The sequence below is a fragment of the Rhizobium beringeri genome (genome assembly GCF_004306515.1).
Lineage (GTDB): Bacteria > Pseudomonadota > Alphaproteobacteria > Rhizobiales > Rhizobiaceae > Rhizobium > Rhizobium beringeri.
Genome location: NZ_SILG01000003.1, coordinates 45,903 through 61,701, shown reverse-complemented (window position 1 = coordinate 61,701; position 15,799 = coordinate 45,903). Strand labels below are relative to the sequence as shown.

At 61.1% G+C, this 15,799-nt stretch carries 20 protein-coding genes; 11 read left to right on the top strand and 9 right to left on the bottom strand.

The features are described 5' to 3' along the window. Window positions 1–27: 27 nt before the first annotated feature. The 5 genes from ELH03_RS27840 to ELH03_RS27820 are packed head-to-tail and all read left to right on the top strand — an operon-like array spanning window position 28 to window position 4,112. Window positions 28–696, top strand: coding sequence for an amino acid ABC transporter permease (locus ELH03_RS27840; RefSeq protein ID WP_017991876.1), 669 nt, complete (start codon window positions 28–30; stop codon window positions 694–696). A 10-nt stretch (window positions 697–706) separates the two neighbouring features. Beyond that, on the top strand, window positions 707–1,348 hold the full coding sequence (locus tag ELH03_RS27835; protein WP_017968238.1) for an amino acid ABC transporter permease: 642 nt from the start codon (window positions 707–709) through the stop codon (window positions 1,346–1,348). A 52-nt stretch (window positions 1,349–1,400) separates the two neighbouring features. Next, entirely contained in the window at window positions 1,401–2,165 is a 765-nt protein-coding gene (locus tag ELH03_RS27830) for an amino acid ABC transporter ATP-binding protein (protein WP_018071494.1), read from the top strand. A gap of 44 nt (window positions 2,166–2,209) precedes the next feature. After that, window positions 2,210–3,277: a Gfo/Idh/MocA family protein gene (locus ELH03_RS27825; protein ID WP_130766979.1), complete on the top strand. Its 1,068-nt coding sequence runs from the start codon at window positions 2,210–2,212 to the stop codon at window positions 3,275–3,277. A gap of 4 nt (window positions 3,278–3,281) precedes the next feature. Further along, window positions 3,282–4,112, top strand: coding sequence for a shikimate dehydrogenase family protein (locus ELH03_RS27820; protein ID WP_130766978.1), 831 nt, complete (start codon window positions 3,282–3,284; stop codon window positions 4,110–4,112). Between the two features lie 7 nt (window positions 4,113–4,119). On the opposite strand, the gene ELH03_RS27815 is transcribed toward ELH03_RS27820, so the two are convergent. Then, complete coding sequence (locus ELH03_RS27815) at window positions 4,120–4,887, bottom strand: SDR family oxidoreductase (RefSeq protein WP_024321640.1); 768 nt, start codon at window positions 4,885–4,887, stop codon at window positions 4,120–4,122. Between the two features lie 202 nt (window positions 4,888–5,089). On the opposite strand from ELH03_RS27815, the gene ELH03_RS27810 reads away from it, so the two are divergent. Continuing rightward, entirely contained in the window at window positions 5,090–5,413 is a 324-nt protein-coding gene (locus ELH03_RS27810) for a helix-turn-helix domain-containing protein (RefSeq protein WP_130767165.1), read from the top strand. Here the strand turns inward: ELH03_RS27810 and ELH03_RS27805 are convergent. The 5 genes from ELH03_RS27805 to pcaD all read right to left on the bottom strand — a co-directional run bounded on the left by ELH03_RS27805 (window position 5,410) and on the right by pcaD (window position 9,165). Next, a complete protein-coding gene (locus ELH03_RS27805) occupies window positions 5,410–6,456 on the bottom strand; it encodes a 3-carboxy-cis,cis-muconate cycloisomerase (RefSeq protein ID WP_130766977.1) in 1,047 nt (348 codons plus the stop codon). The genes ELH03_RS27810 and ELH03_RS27805 overlap by 4 nt on opposite strands. 125 nt (window positions 6,457–6,581) lie before the next feature. Beyond that, window positions 6,582–7,193: a protocatechuate 3,4-dioxygenase subunit alpha gene (pcaG, locus tag ELH03_RS27800; RefSeq protein ID WP_130665808.1), complete on the bottom strand. Its 612-nt coding sequence runs from the start codon at window positions 7,191–7,193 to the stop codon at window positions 6,582–6,584. Window positions 7,194–7,195: 2 nt separating this feature from the next. Then, window positions 7,196–7,945, bottom strand: coding sequence for a protocatechuate 3,4-dioxygenase subunit beta (pcaH, locus tag ELH03_RS27795; RefSeq protein WP_018071487.1), 750 nt, complete (start codon window positions 7,943–7,945; stop codon window positions 7,196–7,198). 9 nt (window positions 7,946–7,954) lie between these two features. Then, the gene (pcaC, locus tag ELH03_RS27790; protein ID WP_017968245.1) at window positions 7,955–8,359 is read right to left on the bottom strand and encodes a 4-carboxymuconolactone decarboxylase; all 405 of its coding nucleotides are present in this window, start codon (window positions 8,357–8,359) and stop codon (window positions 7,955–7,957) included. Then, complete coding sequence (gene pcaD, locus ELH03_RS27785; protein WP_130659849.1) at window positions 8,356–9,165, bottom strand: 3-oxoadipate enol-lactonase; 810 nt, start codon at window positions 9,163–9,165, stop codon at window positions 8,356–8,358. The genes pcaC and pcaD overlap by 4 nt, the downstream gene beginning before the upstream one ends. Before the next feature lie 95 nt (window positions 9,166–9,260). On the opposite strand from pcaD, the gene pcaQ reads away from it, so the two are divergent. The 3 genes from pcaQ to ELH03_RS27770 are packed head-to-tail and all read left to right on the top strand — an operon-like array spanning window position 9,261 to window position 11,428. Continuing rightward, entirely contained in the window at window positions 9,261–10,181 is a 921-nt protein-coding gene (pcaQ, locus tag ELH03_RS27780; RefSeq protein WP_130659850.1) for a pca operon transcription factor PcaQ, read from the top strand. A 57-nt stretch (window positions 10,182–10,238) separates the two neighbouring features. Then, window positions 10,239–10,760 (top strand): MbcA/ParS/Xre antitoxin family protein, encoded by a 522-nt coding sequence (locus tag ELH03_RS27775; RefSeq protein ID WP_130659851.1) that lies wholly within the window; start codon window positions 10,239–10,241, stop codon window positions 10,758–10,760. Then, window positions 10,757–11,428 carry an RES family NAD+ phosphorylase gene (locus tag ELH03_RS27770; RefSeq protein ID WP_130766976.1) on the top strand — a complete coding sequence of 224 codons (672 nt, stop codon included), beginning with the start codon at window positions 10,757–10,759 and terminating at the stop codon, window positions 11,426–11,428. Before ELH03_RS27775 ends, ELH03_RS27770 begins: the two co-directional genes overlap by 4 nt. Window positions 11,429–11,471: 43 nt before the next feature. On the opposite strand, the gene ELH03_RS27765 is transcribed toward ELH03_RS27770, so the two are convergent. Continuing rightward, a complete protein-coding gene (locus ELH03_RS27765; RefSeq protein WP_130659853.1) occupies window positions 11,472–12,113 on the bottom strand; it encodes an alpha/beta hydrolase family protein in 642 nt (213 codons plus the stop codon). A gap of 69 nt (window positions 12,114–12,182) precedes the next feature. Here ELH03_RS27765 and ELH03_RS27760 point away from each other — a divergent pair, with 69 nt between their 5' ends. Then, window positions 12,183–12,365, top strand: coding sequence for a hypothetical protein (locus ELH03_RS27760; protein ID WP_130659854.1), 183 nt, complete (start codon window positions 12,183–12,185; stop codon window positions 12,363–12,365). Between the two features lie 577 nt (window positions 12,366–12,942). Here ELH03_RS27760 and ELH03_RS27755 read toward each other — a convergent pair. Together ELH03_RS27755 and ELH03_RS27750 are read right to left on the bottom strand one after the other, a co-directional pair. Beyond that, window positions 12,943–13,236 (bottom strand): HNH endonuclease, encoded by a 294-nt coding sequence (locus ELH03_RS27755; protein ID WP_245504904.1) that lies wholly within the window; start codon window positions 13,234–13,236, stop codon window positions 12,943–12,945. Between the two features lie 697 nt (window positions 13,237–13,933). Beyond that, window positions 13,934–14,191, bottom strand: coding sequence for an Arc family DNA-binding protein (locus ELH03_RS27750; RefSeq protein WP_128402492.1), 258 nt, complete (start codon window positions 14,189–14,191; stop codon window positions 13,934–13,936). Between the two features lie 356 nt (window positions 14,192–14,547). Here ELH03_RS27750 and ELH03_RS27740 point away from each other — a divergent pair, with 356 nt between their 5' ends. Then, the gene (locus tag ELH03_RS27740; RefSeq protein ID WP_130766974.1) at window positions 14,548–15,438 is read left to right on the top strand and encodes a LysR family transcriptional regulator; all 891 of its coding nucleotides are present in this window, start codon (window positions 14,548–14,550) and stop codon (window positions 15,436–15,438) included. Window positions 15,439–15,799: the final 361 nt, after the last annotated feature.

The following is a 15,799-nucleotide window of genomic DNA, read 5'->3' as shown; positions in this document are numbered from 1 at the left end:
TCAGGAAGACGAACCGGAAGGATCGCCATGAATTATAAGTTGGATTTCACCCCGGTCATAGATGGCCTGCCGAGCCTTCTGCTTGGCTGCCTCGGGACATTCTTGCTTGCCATTTGTGGGATGCTGCTGGCGATCATCATTGGAATTGGCGGCGTTGCGCTGCGCGACTCTGCGCTCAAACCGGCGCGATGGCTGGTCATCGCCTTCGTCGAATTGATCCGCAACACGCCTTTTCTGGTCCAGATCTTCTTCATCTATTTTGCGCTTCCGCTTACGGGCATCAGGCTGGATCCGACGCCGACGGCGATTATCGCGCTCGGCATCAACGGTGGTGCCTACGCCATCGAGATCATTCGCGGCGGCGTTCAGTCGATCCCGAAGGGACAGATGGAAGCGGGGCTCGCCCTTGGTCTGCACAAGGCTCAGGTCTTCCGGCTGATCATTCTCAAGCCGGCATTGCGGGCGATTTATCCGTCGCTGACGAGCCAGTTCGTCCTCCTGACGCTCACAACCAGCATTGCATCGGCGATTTCGGCCTACGAGCTGACCTCCGTATCGCAGCGCATCGAGTCGGAGAGCTTCCGCAGCTTCGAGGTCTACTTCACGGTCACGGTTTTCTATTTCGTGATCTCCTGGCTGATGATGCGCATCTTCGCGCTGTTTTCAGCGCGCTACTTCAAATATCCGGTCAAGTAGGAGGAATTCCATGGGTCACGACGAATTCGTCTTCCTCCTGATCGGCCTGAAGTGGACCGTGGTCCTGTCCGCCGTCGGCTTCGTCTGCGGCGGCATTGCAGGGCTCGGCGTCGCCCTTGCGCGCGCCTCGGGCATACCGCTGCTGGAACGCGTCACGGCCGCCTATATCGCCGTCTTCCAGGGCACACCGCTGCTGATGCAGCTTTTCGTCGTCTATTACGGCCTGGCGCTGGTCGGGCTGATGCTCGATGCCTGGGTGGCCGTTGCCATCGGCCTGACCCTGCATGCGAGCGCGTATCTCGGCGAGATCTGGCGCGGATCGATCGAAGCGGTTCCGCGCGGCCAGACGGAAGCGGCAAAGGCTCTCAGCCTTAGATACGTCTCGCGTATGAGGGATGTCATCCTGCCGCAGGCGCTGCGCATCTCGCTGCCAGCCACGGTCGGTTTCCTCGTGCAGCTGATCAAAGGCACCTCGCTGGCATCGATCGTCGGCTTCACCGAGCTGACGCGGGCCGGCAACATCATCTCCAACCAGATCTTCCAACCGCTGACGGTCTTCGGCATCGTCGGCGCTCTCTATTTCCTGATGTGCTGCCCACTGACGATCCTTGGCGCTCGCCTCGAACGAAAGTTTGCCGCTTCTGCGCGCTGATCCGCATCCCTCGTCTTCGATGCGATCCAGCCGCCAACGTGGAGTTCTACTGATGACCAGTCCCAGTCCTGCTCAAGGCGCAGAAACGATGATCACCATGGAGCGGGTGGAGAAGTGGTATGGCGCTTTTCAAGCCCTGCACGACATTAACATATCGGTTCGCAGCGGCGAGAGGATCGTCTTATGCGGGCCTTCCGGCAGTGGGAAGTCGACGCTCATCCGTTGCATCAACCATCTCGAGACCTACGAGAAAGGTGAAATCCGCGTCGGCGGGATTCTTCTCGGCAATCAAGCCAAGACCATCGATGCGATCCGTCGTGAGGTCGGCATGGTCTTCCAGCAGTTTAATCTGTTTCCGCATCTGACCGTGCTGCAGAACTGCATGCTGGCGCCGATGAAGGCTATCGGCGTCGGCAAGGCGGAGGCCGAGGAACGGGCACGCGGGCTGCTCGAGCGGGTCAAGATCCTGGAGCAGGCCGACAAATATCCGGTGCAGCTTTCGGGTGGCCAGCAGCAGCGCGTGGCCATTGCCCGCGCGCTTTGCATGCGGCCGAAGGTGATGCTGTTCGACGAGCCGACGTCGGCGCTTGATCCGGAGATGGTCAAGGAGGTGCTGGATACGATGATCGCGCTCGCCGACGAGGGCATGACGATGATCTGCGTCACCCACGAAATGGGCTTTGCCCGCCAGGTCGCCGATCGCGTGATCTTCATGGCCAGCGGCGCGATCGTCGAGGAGGCCCCGCCGGCCGAGTTCTTCACCAACCCACAGCATGAGCGAACCAGGAAATTCCTCGGAGAAATCCTGCGGAAGTAAGACGTCTCAAGGTCGATGCCTCTGGCAAATTATGGGAGCCGGCAATGAAGCCGCTAGAGATTGCAGTCATGGGAGCCGGCCTCATCGGCCGGCGGCACGTCGAGCGAATTATCTCCGAGCCCGGAACCGTTCTCTCGGCGGTGATCGATCCTTCTGCCGCCGGTCGCGACTTTGCCGAGAATGTCGGCGCCCGATGGTACCGGAGCTTCTCAGACATCCGCGTCGAGGACAGGCCTGACGGCATTATCGTGGCTACGCCGAACCAGCTCCACGTTGAGAACGGAATGGAAATCGTCGCTGCCGGCATTCCTGTTCTGATCGAGAAACCGATCGCCGACGATGTCGATGCTGCGGCGGCACTGGTTGGCGCCGGCGAGAAGGCAGGCATACCGCTGCTCGTCGGCCATCACAGGCGCCACAATACGATGATCCAGGCGGTCAAGCAGATCGTCGACGGCGGAAGGCTTGGCCGGATCATCACGGTGCACGGCACGTTCTGGGTCGCCAAGCCCGACGACTATTTCGACATCCCCTGGCGGCGTGAGGCGGGCGCCGGCCCGGTCTTCGTCAACCTGATCCACGATGTCGATCTCTTCCGATATTTCTTCGGCGAGGTCGAAGCTGTCCATGCGATGGAATCCCACGCCGTGCGGAACCATGCCGTCGAGGATACGGCTGTCGTGACGCTGCGTTTCGAAAGCGGGGTGCTTGCCACTCTCAACGGCAGTGATGCCGTGGCCGCGCCCTGGAGCTGGGAGACGACCACCGGCGAAAACCCTGCTTTTCCCCGTTACGATCAATTCTGCTACCAGATCGGCGGCACCAAGGGTTCGCTCGGAATTCCTGATCTGACGCTTTGGACGAGCCCTTCGAGGCCCGATTGGCTGGAGCCGCTTGCCGAGGAGCGCGTGCCTTTCGCAGCAGCCGATCCCCTTTGCGTTCAGCTCAGACATTTTTGCGATGTCATTCGTGGCGATGCCACGCCTCTGGTGAGTGGCCGGGAGGGCCTTGCCACGCTCACGGTCGTCGAAGCGATCAAGAGATCGGCGCACTGGGGGCAGATGATCCACCTCTCTAACGCCAGCGCCTCTTCCGATCCCCAGAAAGTCTGACCACATGATCACCGGGACGACCAAACTCATCGCTCACCTCGGCTACCCGACGGAGTCCTTCAAGGCGCCGCTGATCTACAATCCTTACTTCGAGAAGAACGGAATTGATGCCGTCGTCGTGCCGATGGGCTGCAGGCCGGAGGACTATTCGGCATTTCTGAAGCTTCTGTTCCGGTTGTCCAATATCCACGGTGCTCTGATCACGATGCCGCACAAGATTTCGACGATGGCGCTGCTCGACGAAACGTCGACCAACGCGAAAGTCGCCGGCTCGTGCAATGCAGTGCGTCTCAGTTCGGACGGCAGGCTGATCGGTGACATGTTCGATGGCGAGGGCTTCGTTCGCGGCGTATTGCGCAAGGGTAAAAAGGTTGAAGGAGCCCATGCGCTCATTGCGGGTGCCGGCGGCGTCGGCTCGGCGATCGCGGCGTCGTTGGCACAGTCGGGCGTCGACCATCTCGCCATCTTCGACGCCAATGAGACGACCGCGACCGCGCTCCAGGACAGGCTGAAGAAATATTATCCGCAGCTTGAAGTGACGGTCGGCTCCGCCGATCCTGAAGGCTTCGACATTGTCGTCAATGCGACACCTCTCGGCATGCGACGGGGCGACCCGCTGCCGATCGATATCGACCGCATTTCTCCGTCGACCTTCGTCGGCGAAGTCGTGATGACCAAGGAGATAACCCCTTTTCTCGAGGCCGTGCGGGCGCGGGGCTGTGCATTTCAGGTCGGGACGGACATGTTGTTCGAACAGATCCCAGCCTATCTCGAATTCTTCGAATTCCCGACGACGACGGCCGACAATCTGCGTGCCATCGCCAAGTTCGGATGATGCGAATTTAAAGCGAGGCGGTGATGCCGCCATCAACGGTCAGCATGTGGCCGTTGACGAAGGAGGAGGCATCCGAGGCCAGGAAAACGGCGGCGCCGACAAGCTCCTTAACCTCGCCCCAGCGGCCGGCCGGCGTGCGGTTTTCAAGCCAGCCGGAAAACTTCGGATCATCGACCAGCGCCTGGTTGAGCGGCGTGCGGAAATAGCCGGGCGCGATCGCATTGATCTGCAGGCCGTATTTCGCCCAGTCGGTCGCCATTCCGCGCGTCAGGTTCTTCACCGCGCCCTTGGTCGCGGTATAGGGCGCGATGCCGGGACGGGCGAGTTCGGCCTGGACGGAGGCGATGTTGATGATCTTGCCGCGGCCACGCGATATCATCGCCTGGGCGACTGGCTGGCTGACATAGAACAGGCTCGAGACGTTGGTTTTGAAGATCTCGTCCCATTTGTCGACCGGGAAGTTCTCCAGCGGTGTGCGAAACTGCATGCCGGCATTGTTAACGAGGATGTCGATCGGACCGATCTCCGCCTCGATATAGGCGATGGCGGTGCGGCTGGCCTCCGCATCGGTGACGTCGAAGGCGGCGCTGACGGCATGGCGATGGCTGCGACGGATATCCTCGGCGGCGGCCTCCGCCTTCTGCGCGTTGCGGCCGTTGATGATGATCGAAGCGCCATGCTCGGCAAGCCCGACCGCCAACGCGCGGCCGATGCCCTGACTGGAGCCGGTGACAAGGGCACGGCGGCCGGAGAGATCGAAGAGGGGGAAGGTCACGGGGCTGCTCTCATCTTAGGAGGTCAACTTGAAAAACATAGCACCGGGTGCTACTTCGAGGCATGGCGGAACGGCTTTCAAAACCGGGTGGTTTACCAAGGCAGCTCGCAAAGTGCGGATATCGGATTCCGAATTATTGAAAACTATCAGGCAGGTCGCGGAAGGCAAGGCCGGTGATCTGGTCGGCGTCTGGAGATCGAACATGGTAAAAAGCATTAAGTACAAGAGTGATGCGTTCGAGGCGATTCACACGTCCGCGAAGGCCATGCATAAAATAGGAACCATCGACAAGGAAACGATGCGCTCCTTCGATGAAAGCTGCCTGGTTTCGCCGCACGCACTTGGTCCCAAGGCCATCAAGGCACTGCGGGAAAGCAATCACGTCAGCCAGCCGGTTTTCGCACGATATCTCAACACCAGCGACTCCACTGTGCAGAAGTGGGAAAGCGGTGCCAAGCGGCCAAGCGGGATAGCGCTGAAGCTGCTCTCGATCGTGCAGAAGCACGGGCTTCAGGTTCTGAGCTAGGCCGTTCCAAGCCTCTTGATATTCCCCGTAAGCTCCTTCGCCAGTCGCAGGCTGGCGGCGGTTGCCATCGTCATTTGCGGCAGCAGCAGCCATTCGAGCGTCCAGGCCGCACCGGAGCGTTCCTGTTCATGGACGAGGGACTGGTGGACGCCCGATAAAAGAGTGGCGTTGAAGCGGGCGAGCGAGACGAGGACTTCGGCGGAAACGGGGTTTTGCTTGTGCGCCATGGCCGACGAGGTGCCGCTGCCAGAGATTTCGATCTCGTCGCAGGCCTGGGCGAGCAGCGCGATATCCTGCCCCATCTTGCCGAGACTGCCTGATATCGACGCGAACAGCCCGGCGATATCGGCGATCGGCAGACGCCCGCTCTGCCATTGCGGTGCATCGGTGAGGCCGAGTTCCTGTGCGAGCGAGGCACGGATGGCTGCGGCGTGCGATCCGAGCTTGTCCAGCGTGCCGGCCGCACCACCGAACTGGACGGGAAAGCTCTGCTCGGTCAGGCGGTCGCGATAGGTCGTCAATGGTGCGCGCCACGCAGTGAGGCGATCGGCAACAGTGATCGGGATCGCCGCCTGCATACGGGTATGGCCCATCAGCTGGTTCCGGCCGAACTGGCCGTCCAGCGCATCGAGCCCAGCGGCAATGGTAGAAAGCCGGCCGGCAAACAGGAAGACGACGGCCTTCAGGCGGATCATCAGGCTGGTGTCGATGACATCCTGGCTGGTGGCGCCGAGATGCAGGCTTTTTGCCGCTTCCTCGCCGACATTAGCGCGCAGCTGCTTGACGAGATCGGGAACGACGACACCGTCCCTTGCCGTTGCCGATCGAAGACTGGACACCTCGGGCGAGAAGGCAGCGCAGGTGTCAGCGATGCGCCTTGCCGCTTCGGCAGGAATGAGGCCGTGAGCGGCTTCAGCCTTGGCGAGCGCGGCCTCGAAGGAAAGCATGGCCCGTATATCCGCCTCGGCGGAGAAATAGGGCGCGATTTCATCGTCGCCGAGCAGGCCGGAAAGGAAGGGGTGGTCGAAGGGCGATGCGGTCATCGGTCTCTCGTTTTTTGCGTCGTCCCCATCCGGCTGCCGCACCCTCTCCCCTCGGGGAGAGAGGAGAGAGTGAGGGGAGGCTACCTGCACGGAGCCCTTAGAACAAGCAGCCGGCATGCAGACCCTCAGATATCGAGAAAAACCGTTTCCTTCGGGCCCTGCAGATAGATGTCGAAATGACAGGTCGCGCCGTCGCGGGTGGCGATCATTGTCGCGACGCGCTCGCGATGTTCGATGCGCGAAAGCAGCGGGTCGGCGGCATTGGCCTCGGTCTCCTCCGGAAAATACATGCGCGTATGCAGGCCGATATTGATGCCGCGGGCGACGATCCAGAAGGTGATGTGCGGGGCTTGTCTACGTCCGTCCTTGAAGGGGACGCGGCCGGGCTTGACCGTCTCGAAGCTGTAGACGCCGTCTTCAGCACGGGTCGGGCAGCGGCCCCAGCCGGTGAAATTGGGATCGGCGGCGCCGCGCATTTCCGACGGGCTGTTGTAGAGACCGGCGCTGTCGGCCTGCCAGATCTCGATGACTGCATCGCGCACCAGCGCGCCGGCACCATCGAAGATCCGGCCGGTGACAGTGATGCGTTCGCCGAGGGTCTTGTCGTTGACCATCTCGATGCCGAGATCGGTGTCGTAGACGCCCGCTATGTCACAGAAATTCGGCGTCAGGCCGATATGGACATAGGGGCCTGCCGTCTGCGACGGGGTTTCCTTGAGATAGCCGAGCTGCTGCATGGTCAGTTGCCCTCCAATTTGTTTTCGAACATCGTCGAGCGGCGGCCGCGCAGCACAATGTCGAATTTATAGGCGCGTGAATCCATCGGAATGGTGTTACCCCAGTCGAGCGGGGCGATCAGCTGCTCGATCGCCGCCTTGTCGGGGATCGTGCCGACGATCGGACATTTCCAGATCATCGGATCGCCTTCGAAATACATCTGGGTAATCAGGCGTTGGGCAAAGCCGTGTCCGAAGATCGAAAAATGGATATGGGCGGGACGCCAATCGTTGATACCGTTCGGCCAGGGATAGGCGCCGGGACGGATGGTGCGGAAATGGTAGTGGCCGTCCTCGTCGGTGATGGCGCGGCCGCAGCCCCCGAAATTCGGGTCGATCGCCGCCAGATAGGTTTCCTTCTTGTGGCGATAGCGGCCGCCGGCGTTGGCCTGCCAGAACTCGACCAAGGCGCCGGCAACCGGCCTGGCGCGTTCGTCGAGCACGCGGCCATGGACGATGATGCGTTCGCCAATCGCACTTTCGCCGGGCTGCGCGTAGTTCAGGATCAGGTCGTTGTCGAGTTCGCCGATCATCGAATGGCCGAAGACAGGACCGGTGGTCTCGGAAATCGTGCCGTCGAGCGACAGCAATGCGCGCTGCGGCGCGCGCAGCACGGAGGTCTTGTAGCCGGGGGTCAGCGCCGGCGCATGCCAGGCGCGGTCGCGGGCGAAGAAGCCGCCGGTCTCGGGCTTGCGGTTCGGTCGTTCGGACATTTTTCTCCCTCAGGCCGCCTTTTCGGCGTCCATCTGTTCAAAAGCCTGCTTTGCGATCTTGATCGCGTGATTGGCGGCGGGAACGCCGGCATAGATTGCAACATGCAGCAGCGCCTCGCAAATATCCTCGCGGGTCGCCCCCGTATTGGCAGTGGCGCGCACATGCATGGCGACCTCGTCGTCCTGGCCCAGCGCCGCAAGCAGAGCGATCGTGACGATCGAGCGCTCGCGCTTCGTCAGCGCCGGGCGCGACCAGACATGGCCCCAGGCAGCTTCGGTGATCAATTCCTGGAAGGGGCGGTCGAACTCCGTCGATGCGGTGGCGGCGCGGTCGACATGGGCGTCGCCAAGCACGGCGCGGCGGGTCGCCATGCCCTGCCGATAGCGCTCGGAGGAGGACGCGGTCTCATTCATGGGCTGACTTCTCCAGACGAAATGGATGTGAGGAAGGCGCGGATGATCGCCGTCAGCGCCTCCGGCTGCTCGACGCAGGGAATGTGCGCGCAATCAGGGATGACCTCGTAGCGGGCGCCCGATATCAGCTTCGCGGTCGAAAGCACCAGATCGGGCGGCGTCGAACCGTCCTGATCGCCGACGATGCAGATCGTCGGGACAGCGATCGTCTTGGCGATTTCGGTAAAATCGGCATCGCGGATCGCAGCGCAAGCGGCGAGATAGCCCTCGACGGGCTGGCGCGTCAGCATGTTGCAATAGCCGGCATAGGCGGTGCTCTCGGGCCGGCGGAAGGCGGGTGTGAACCAACGTTCCATGATGGCGTCGACAATGCTGCCGATGCCGTTTCTCTCGACGGCGGCGATGCGGGCGTCCCAGCTCTCCGCCGCGCCGATCTTGTGAGCGGTGTCGCAAAGGATCAGCGCGCGGACCAGATCCGGCCGGCGGTGATAGAGCGATTGGGCGATGAGGCCGCCGACGGAGAGGCCGCAGATGACGGCATCCTTGACCGACAGCAGATCGAGAAGGCCTGCGAGATCCGTCGCATGGTCCTCGATCGAAGAGGGGAGCTGGCCGACATCGGAAAGGCCGTGGCCGCGCTTGTCGTAAAGCACGATGGCAAATTCACCGGCAAGCCGCACCACGACATCACGCCAGATGCGGAAATCCGTTCCGAGCGAATTGGTAAAGACGATCACCGGCCTGTCGGCGGGGGCACCAATGATCTGATAATGGATCGTCACGTCGTTTATGCGGGCGAATTGCACGTCACTCTCCTCCTGTCTGGTGAAATTGACTGGTTGATCCGGTTAAGTAAAATGATATTTATTGGCGTTTCGATAACCCTGGAGTTATGCGAGCGATGATCGACAGCCGGGTCAAGTTCCGCCATCTGCAAACCTTTGTCGAGGTGGCGCGGCAGAAGAGCGTCATGAAGGCCGCCGAATTGCTGCATGTCAGCCAGCCGGCGGTCACCAAGACGATCCGCGAACTGGAACAGGTGCTGGGTGTCGATGTCTTCGAGCGCGACGGCCGCGGCATCAAGATCACCCGCTACGGCGAGGTCTTCCTGCGCCACGCTGGCGCGGCACTGACGGCGCTGCGCCAGGGTCTCGATTCCGTCTCGCAGGAGCAGTTTTCCGAGGCGCCGCCGATCCGCATCGGCGCGCTGCCGACGGTGTCATCGCGCATCATGCCGCGGGCGATGGAACTCTTCCTCAAGGAGAAGACCTGGAGCCGGGTGAAGATCGTCACCGGCGAGAACGCGGTGCTCCTGGAGCAGCTTCACGTCGGCGATCTCGACCTCGTCGTCGGACGCCTGGCAGGCGCCGAGAAGATGGCAGGCTTTTCCTTCGAACATCTTTATTCCGAACAGGTAGTGTTTGCCGTACGCGCCGGCCATCCGCTTCTCGATGGCCGGCAATCGCTGTTTGCCGGCTTCGGCAACTATACGGTGCTGATGCCGACGCGGGGGTCGATCATTCGGCCGGTGGTCGAGAATTTCCTCATCGCCAACGGCGTCTCCAGCCTGCCGAACCAGATCGAGACGGTGTCGGATTCCTTCGGCCGCGCTTTCCTGCGGGCAAGCGACGCGATCTGGATCATTTCCAACGGCGTCGTGGCCAACGATGTCGCCGACGGGCGGCTGGCGCTTCTGCCCATCGATACCGGCGAGACCAAGGGGCCGGTCGGCTTGACGATGCGCGCCGATGCCGTGCCGTCCCTGCCGCAATCGATCCTGATGCAGACGATCCGCGAGGCGGCAGGCGAGGCGACCCTTTAAATTCGCTTGAAGAATGACCAGATTTGGACTAAGTCTAATTCAGGACAGGAGGCTTTCATGCAGCAGGCGCGACGGGAGCAGCGGAAAGACCAGGGGCCGCAGCGGCTGGACATGGAGCGGTTTGCTCCGGCCAACCGCAAGAGGCTGAGCGCCCCGGCCCTGCGAACCTTTCTGGCGATCGCCGATCTCTGGGGGCTGAGCGAGGAGCAGCGTCTGCTCATGCTCGGCTATCCCTCCCGGTCGACCTACCACAATTGGGCCAAACAGGCGCGCGAGCACGGCGCTTTCACGCTTGATGTCGATACGCTGACCCGAATCTCAGCCGTGCTCGGTATCCATCAGGCGCTCGGCGTGCTGTTTTCCAATGAACGCGCCGGCGTCACCTGGCTGCGCACGCCGCATCAGGCACCGGTTTTCGGCGGGCATCCGCCGCTTGATATCGTGACCAACGGGACCCAGGACGGGTTGATGACCGCACGCCGGTTTCTCGACGGCGCCCGCGGCGGTCTCTACATGCAGCCGAATATGCTCGACGAAGCCTTCACGCCTTACGAAGATGCGGACATCGTCTTCCGGTGAGTGACCGTTTTGCCGAGGCGCCGCGTCCGTCGTACCGGCTGATCCCGTCGCAATTTCCGCCGATCGGGCTTTTCGAGACGGTGACGCGGGCGGCCGATCTCCAAGCCGTGATGGAGCTCGTCGGCTGGACCAACGACCGCCTCGTCGCCGACCGCATCCAACGGCTCCCCGAGGACCAAGGGGTTTACGGCGTTGCCAATGCCAGCATCGTCATGGCGGCATTCCTGCATGTCGCGCCGGGAGGAATGCGCTTCAATGGCCCCGATCTCGGCGCCTGGTATGCGGCCGACGATCTCAAGACGGCCGCGGCCGAGGTTGGCCATCATCTCAGGCGCGAGGCCGTGGCGCGTGGGGTGGCGACGATGACGCGCACCTATCGAAGCTATGGTGCCAATCTGATTGGCGATTACCTCGACATTCGCGGAGAGCAGACGCTGCGGCCCGATGTCTATGACGGCACCAGCTATGCGGCGTCGCAGGTGCTGGGGGAAGAGGTGCGCTCGAGCGGCGGGGCCGGAATCCTCTATGACAGTGTCCGGCTGAGAGGTGGAGTGGCGATTGTCGCCCATCGGCCGCGCAACATTCGGGGCGTGGTGCAGGCCGACCACTTCGAAATCACCGTTTCGGCCACCGACCGACGCATCGATGTCAGGAAGCTCGCGGCCTGACGGCGGCACCGACAGGCCGCCGACACCGGTGATATGGTGATGCTCAAGCTGGCAGTCGTTCGGCCCATGCCATCGCCGCCTCCGCCATCGTGGCGAGGTGATCGGCACTGGAGAAGCCGGAGATCGTCTTGCGCGGCTTGAGATCGTGGTCGCCGTCCTCGAGCCAGAGGATCTCGATCGTATCGGACAGATCAAAGCCCGGCACCTCGTCCCGCGTGCCGAATTCGTCGCGTGTTCCCTGGCAGATCAGCGCCGGCGTCGTCAGCCCCCTGAGATGGCCGGTGCGCAGCTTCCCAGGCTGGCCGGGCGGATGGAAGGGATAGCCGAGGCAGAGCAAGCCGGCGATCTTTCCCCGACGATGGAGATCGTCTGCGACCATGCTGGCGACCCGGCCGCCCATCGACTTGCCGCCGATAATAAGCGGGCCGATGGCGCCGAGCTCGGCAATGGCCGCCTCGTATTCGGGATTGAGCGTTTCGGCGCGCGGTGGCGGCTTGCGGACTTCCGAGGTACGGCGGGCGGCCATATAGGCGAATTCGAAGCGGGCGACACGGAAGCCAACGCCGGCGAGTGCATTTGCCGCTGCGGTCATCGATGCCGAATCCATCGGCGCGCCCGCGCCATGCGCAAGAAGGATCGTGAAGCGCGCATCCTCAGGCCCCTGCAGCAGAAACCTGTCAAGCATAGGTAATCCTCCATCCCATCGCCGGAACCATGTCGACGGCCGTGACTTTTCTTTGAAAGGAGACTGACAATGTCGACGAATGATCAAAACGTAAAGCCCGAGCAGCGGCGACCCAAGGATGTCGGTGCCGTTCCCGAGAAGCCGGAGCCCGCCGACACGGAATCGATGGCGCCGCCGGTGGTGCAGCCGGCTGGGGTCAGGGACAAAAGCGAACGACCCGTGGTGAATCCGATCACCGGGGTCGCCTCCTGATCGACCATGGTCGATTATCGTGTGGAACCGCGGAACCGCCTCTTGAAACCCCGGCGGAAAGGGTCCATATACCCGTCCTGCCTGAAAAATGGATGCGCGCGGTATCGACGTCGTCGAGCTGCTCGTGTCCGACAGGATAAGGGCGCTCCCCGCAAGGGTCGAGCGCCCTTTTTGCTTTCAAGCCATCCCTGATTTCCGCAGTCAGCCCGAGCGGACATAGGAGGCTCGATCACAGAAAGATGACTTCGCCCCCTTTCCGGTCATTGCACGCCTCGTGTCTTCTGTAACCAGATTCGAGTGAATTATTCGGCGACCGTTTCCGCGAAATTATCTCGCCTGCTGGAACAACGACATCTAGCGGGAAAACCTTACGGCCTAAGGTTCATTATGGCGGAGAGGGTGGGACTCCTTCCCAATTAGCCCATTTGCAGGGTTTCCGCCAACATGCTGAAAGAAAAGCCCGATTGCGATAGTTCGAGCGAAACATGACGCGATACATTTTGGCAAGTCGACGTTTTTCGAGCGTTGTCTGACCTGATTTGATCTCGCCATGGGATGGTCATGGAGCCTGTCCGGCTCAGACCGGTGGCCCTGTTCCTTTGCTGAAAGCGGCCTTGACCTGCGGCGGGTGCCACCTGCCCTTTGCCAGCCTAGAGCGCACGACGGAAGCGTGTCTGGCCGCGTCCACGGGATGCGTCGCCTTATGCCGCGTTGTGTTGCAGAAGAGGCAGGCGGCGACAATGTTCGGTTCGACGTCCTTGCCCCCATCTCTTCTCGCCTCGAGATGTTCGGCAGTACACCGAAACCGTTTTGCCAGACGAGGCGAAAGTCCATAGTGCACGATGAATTCTCGCGGACTGTCGTCCCACATCGGCAGCTCACAATAGAAGCACCGTCCGCCTTGGCGCTGCGCAGCCTGTTTTCTCAGATTCTTCAGTTTGTTTGATGGCATGAGTCCACGTCCTTTGCTTCATCGCTGAAGCGGACGTGCAACGGCCGGATACGGCCACCCCTCAGTTGGGAGGATGTTCCTCGCACAAGACGACGTAAATCTACGTCACTCCGCAGTCTTTGAACGGGACGAGTGCCTTATTGGACATTTCGCTGACGAGTTCGTGTAAAACTCCAGGCGAGCAAATCGCCTCGCCTCCATCCACGTTCAGCTTAACAAAAATTCAGTGGCGATCAAGTCCAGGATTTGCGCCTTCCCGATCGGGAGGATTTCCCATACGCTTTTTGCGATCGTGCCGACTAAACAACAAAGCGCCGAGCGGTGTGGGGCTCGGTCCGTCGAAGGGGCAATTTAATAATGTATAGCAAAATTCGTCCCAGCGGGATTCGTCGACGCGAATGAAGAGCTTCCAGGAGCAACGACGCGATCCATGATTTTGCCGCGATAACGTGACGATGATCCGGGAAAGTGATGCCGATAATTTCCAGTCGCCGCAGGGCTTGACCACTTGAGTCCCGAAAATAACGGAAAATTGGCTGGGTAACCTGGATCCTAAGCCTTTTCGGACGCGCGATGCAAATTCTCCCGCCGCAGTAGAGCTGCTTACCGCACTGGCTTAGGCATCCTGGTTTTGGCTGCGGGTGCTCAATTCCTGCTTTAGAAGCAGGTCTTGTACGTAGGCTAGTCTCATTCGAATAGCCTCAATCTCCTCTACCAGACCTCCCTTGTCAGTTGAACTTCGGGCGAACGACTGCTCAAGCCGATAAACAACCTCAGATGTGATGGTCCGTGAGTTAGCGCGTGCGGCAGTCTCGATTTCCCGTTTCAAATCTTCCGGGATTCGCAACCGGAAATGTGGATCACTTCGACTCATCGCGCCACTCAGCACTTTTTCCTTGCGAAGATGACGCACGGTGTGTTATCGAATTGATGGCGCACGGTGCGTCATTGGTTTGGCTTACAGTAGTCATACCGAATCTGCTGTCCTGCTCCAGTAAGAGAAGGTTGCAAGAGGGCGGATCTTTGAACGAGGAGTAGACGTGCAATCTGAGATACCTGACGGCGTTCATTTAGGGCGGTTCCGATCGGGAGCCGCGTAAACGCAGTCTGCCCTTCGAATCTAATGAGTACATAACTCCAGCAGGATCATAACTGGTTGAAGAGGTCGCACGCAAATTAAAGCGAGCGGCAGCGCACTTTTTTTGAGAAATTGATCAGAAAGTAGCTCCCATGGAACTACGCCAGCTCTCCTACTTCGTGGCGGTGGCCGAGGAACTGCACTTCGGCAGGGCGGCCGCCAAGGTGCGCATCGCCCAGCCGGCGCTTTCGAACCATGTGCAGGCGCTGGAGCGGGAACTCGGCTGCCCGCTGTTCATCCGCTCGACCCGGCGGGTGGAGCTGACGCGGGCAGGGGAGATCTTCCACGAGCGCTGCGTCGGGATCCTGAGCGAGGTCGATCTGTCGGCCGAGATCACCAGGGCGGTGGCCGGCAAGACCATCCGGCAGATCAGGATCGGCACCGTCTATCCCGCCACCACCGGCGTGCTGCCGGCGTTTCTGGCAAAGATCGCCCGCAAGTACCCGGATATCCGCATCCATATCGCAAGCGGCAATACCGGCGACATCATCCGCGGCCTGGAAAACGGCCAGATCAATCTCGGCTTCATCAGACCGGTGGAAAACATCGGCTCCTTGCGCTTCTCCTCGATCGCCCATGAGCGTTATCTGTTGGCGGTGGCCCGCACCAACCGGCTGGCGGAGCAGGCAGAGATTGCCATCGACGATCTGCGCTCGGAAAGGATCATCGCCTTCAACCGCAAGAACCTCTCCTATACAGAGCGGTACTTCAACGAGAAGTTCGAAGAATACGACCTGACCCGCAACATCGCTTATAGTTGCGACGACACCTATTCGCTGGTGTCGCTGGTTTCGGCCGGGCTTGGCATCGGCTTTGCGCCGGAATGGACCGAGGGCCTGCCGAACCGGGCCTTCGAGCTGAAGGCGGTCAGGGGCATCGACTTCAGGATCGGGCTTGGCGTTGCCTGGAACAAGGAGGACCCAACCGCCTCGCGCGATGACATTGTCGATATCGCCCGCTCATTGGCACGGCCGGGCAGGTGAGGTGGGGCACCACGGGGTGGTGAACCCAAGTGGAATGGCTTGCCGGGGCAAGGGGATCAGACGAGTAATGGGACGTCAGGCGGTTCTGGCGCAACTGCCTCGCTGATCATGCCCCTGCGTCATCCGCTGCGAGACGAGATAGATCGGCTCCTCGATCTTAGTACCCTTCGATCGCAGTGAAACCCTCCAGTCGCCGCGCAACAGCAAGGCTGCCGAAACCAATCGACTTATCATAGCGCGCCCGGTCGCTTCGAGGGGAATGGTTGCGAAGATGCAAGACGTAGCGCCGGAGGGTGGGGAGCTGGGTTTGCGATAGTGACGGGGAAGGTGAGGTTTTCGAGCGTGTGGGTGCTGTGACATT